Annotated in this window: 2 protein-coding genes, 1 tRNA gene and 1 pseudogene; 2 read left to right on the top strand and 2 right to left on the bottom strand. The window is 71.1% G+C overall.

Annotation, left to right across the window (positions count from 1 at the left end):
- Positions 1-218: 218 nt before the first annotated feature.
- Together VFO68_RS23635 and VFO68_RS23640 are read left to right on the top strand one after the other, a co-directional pair.
- The gene (locus VFO68_RS23635) at positions 219-518 is read left to right on the top strand and encodes a DUF6788 family protein (protein WP_325160556.1); all 300 of its coding nucleotides are present in this window, start codon (positions 219-221) and stop codon (positions 516-518) included.
- 35 nt (positions 519-553) lie between these two features.
- Positions 554-1,804: a transposase gene (locus VFO68_RS23640; RefSeq protein WP_325160557.1), complete on the top strand. Its 1,251-nt coding sequence runs from the start codon at positions 554-556 to the stop codon at positions 1,802-1,804.
- A 201-nt stretch (positions 1,805-2,005) separates the two neighbouring features.
- Here VFO68_RS23640 and VFO68_RS23645 read toward each other — a convergent pair.
- Both VFO68_RS23645 and VFO68_RS23650 read right to left on the bottom strand, forming a co-directional pair.
- A tRNA-Pro gene (locus VFO68_RS23645) sits at positions 2,006-2,082 on the bottom strand.
- A 34-nt stretch (positions 2,083-2,116) separates the two neighbouring features.
- Positions 2,117-2,308: pseudogene (locus VFO68_RS23650) on the bottom strand (metallophosphoesterase); the annotation flags it as partial.

Consider the following 2,308-nt stretch of genomic DNA (forward strand, 5'->3'; position numbering starts at 1 on the left):
CATGGTCGCCCTCACCCGCGTCAGCCGGTAAACGAGTTCTCCCCCAGTGACTATTGGTGGAGTTTCGCACTTCTTAGTGTCCTGATCTTGGTGTGGCGCGTCGGTGACTGCGCCCTGTCTGTCTGATCTTGTCCTCTGCTCGGCGTGTCGACGTGACTTCGGGTCCAACCTCTGCCGGTGATCACGGCGGCAGAGGAGGGTTATGGGAGCATGCCGCCGTGAGCGGGACAGCGGAGCCGGAGCGGGTGCCGCCGATGTTGCGGGGCAGTCTGATCACGATGCGCCGCCGGTGCGGGAAACCGACGTGTCGGTGCGCCGACGGGGTCGTGCTGCACGAGGGCCCGGCGCTGTCGGTGAGCGTGTCCGGGCGGTCGGTGACGGTGAGCCTGCGGCCCGCGCAGGTGCCCGCGGTGGCGGCGGCGCTGGCCCGCTACCAGGCGGCCCGCGACGCGCTGGAAGCCCAGGCCAGCGCCGGGGTGGCGGCGCTCCGGGATCGGGATCGGACCCGGCGGCGGTAGCCGGCTGGTCCGCGCTGGTCGGGCTGACCGCGGCGGTGTTCACCGCGCCCGGCTTCGCGGTGTTCACCGACCTGCTGGCCGGCTGGGTGCTCACCCCGGGACGGCGCACCATCACCCGGATGGTGTCCGTGGCTGACCCGCAGGGCCGGCGCGCGCACGACGCCTACCACCGGTTCGTCCGGGTCGGGCGGTGGAGCATGACCGCGTTGTGGCGGGTGCTCGCGGTGCACGCGGTCGCCGTGTTCGCCCCCACCGGCGTGGTGATCCTGGACTGCGACGACACCGTCTACAAGAAGACCGGCCGGAAGGTCAACGGCACCGGGACCTTCCGGGACGCGGTGCGCTCCACCCGCGCCCGGGTGGTCTACGCCTGGGGCCTCAACCTGGTGATCATCACCCTGCGGGTCACCCCGCCCTGGGGTGGCTGCCCGCTGGGGTTGCCGATCACCATGCGGGTGCACCGCAAGGGCGGGCCGACCACCGTGGAACTGGCCGCCCTGATGATCCGTGAGATCGCCGACTGGCTCCCCGGGCGGGCGCTGCACCTCTACGCCGACGGCGCCTACGCCACCCTGGTCGGCGCGGACCTGCCGCGCACCGTGGTGACCTCCCGGCTGCGTCGCGACGCCGCCCTCTACGAACCGGCCCCGCCCCGCACCGGCAGACGGGGACGGCCCCGCACCAAGGGCGACCGGTTGCCCACCCCACCCGAACTGGCCGCCGCGGCCACCGACTGGGTCCAGGCCGACATCGACCAACGCGGCACCACCGTGACCCGCCAGCTGTGGCACCGCGACGTGCTCTGGTACCGCGCCTGCCCGCGGCGCCTGTTGCGCCTGGTCGTCGTGCGCGACCCCACCGGCGCGCAACCCGACGACTTCTTCATCACCTCCGCCGCCCTGGACAGCCCCGCCGCCGACCCCGCAACGATCGCCTCCGGCTACACCGGGCGCTGGTCGATCGAGGTGACCAACCGCGACGCCAAACAAGCCCTCGGCGGCGAAGACCCCCAGTCCTGGAAGGGCCAAGGCCCGGCCCGGGCCGCCGCGCTGTCGCTGTGGCTGCACACCGCCATCTGGTGCTGGTACCTGAGCACCCACGCCGACACCACCAGCTGGCGGACCCGCCCCTGGTACCGCCACAAGCACACCGCCAGCTTCGCCGACGCACTCGCCGCCCTACGCAGAACCCTGTGGCGGCAACGAATTACAGCCATGTCGGCCAACCCCGCGCTCCGGGCGAAAATCACCAGCACCCTGCTCGACGTCCTCGCAGAAGCCGCCTGAAGATCATCAACAGTGCGAAAGTCCACGTACACACCATCTGCCGATATTCATGATGGCTACTCACGCCCCGAACGACATGGGCTGCGCTAGCGGTAGCTGGCAAACTGTGTCCGACCAGGGCGGATGCCTCAACGGTGCGTTGACGTGCCGGTTGGACCTGGTCACGCCCGCAGTTGGGAGCGCTTGACCAGGGCCTTCGTGTGGTCGGGGTGACAGGATTTGAACCTGCGACCTCTTCGTCCCGAACGAAGCGCGCTACCAAGCTGCGCCACACCCCGATGGCTCGCGATGTGCTGCGAGCCGGGAGCGAGTCTAGCCGACGTCCGCCGACACCTCCGCGGGGGTGGTGGCTGCGACGACCGAAGTGTCCACGGGTCGGGCGACGAGAGTCAGCAGCGTGGCCTCGGGCGGGCAGCAGAACCGGGCCGGGGCGAAGGGGGACGTACCCAGGCCCGCGGATACGTGTAGGCGCATGTGAGCGCCCCAGCGGGACGCGCCGCGGGC

Source organism: Actinophytocola sp. (genome assembly GCF_035712165.1).
Taxonomy (GTDB): Bacteria; Actinomycetota; Actinomycetes; order Mycobacteriales; family Pseudonocardiaceae; genus DASYTH01.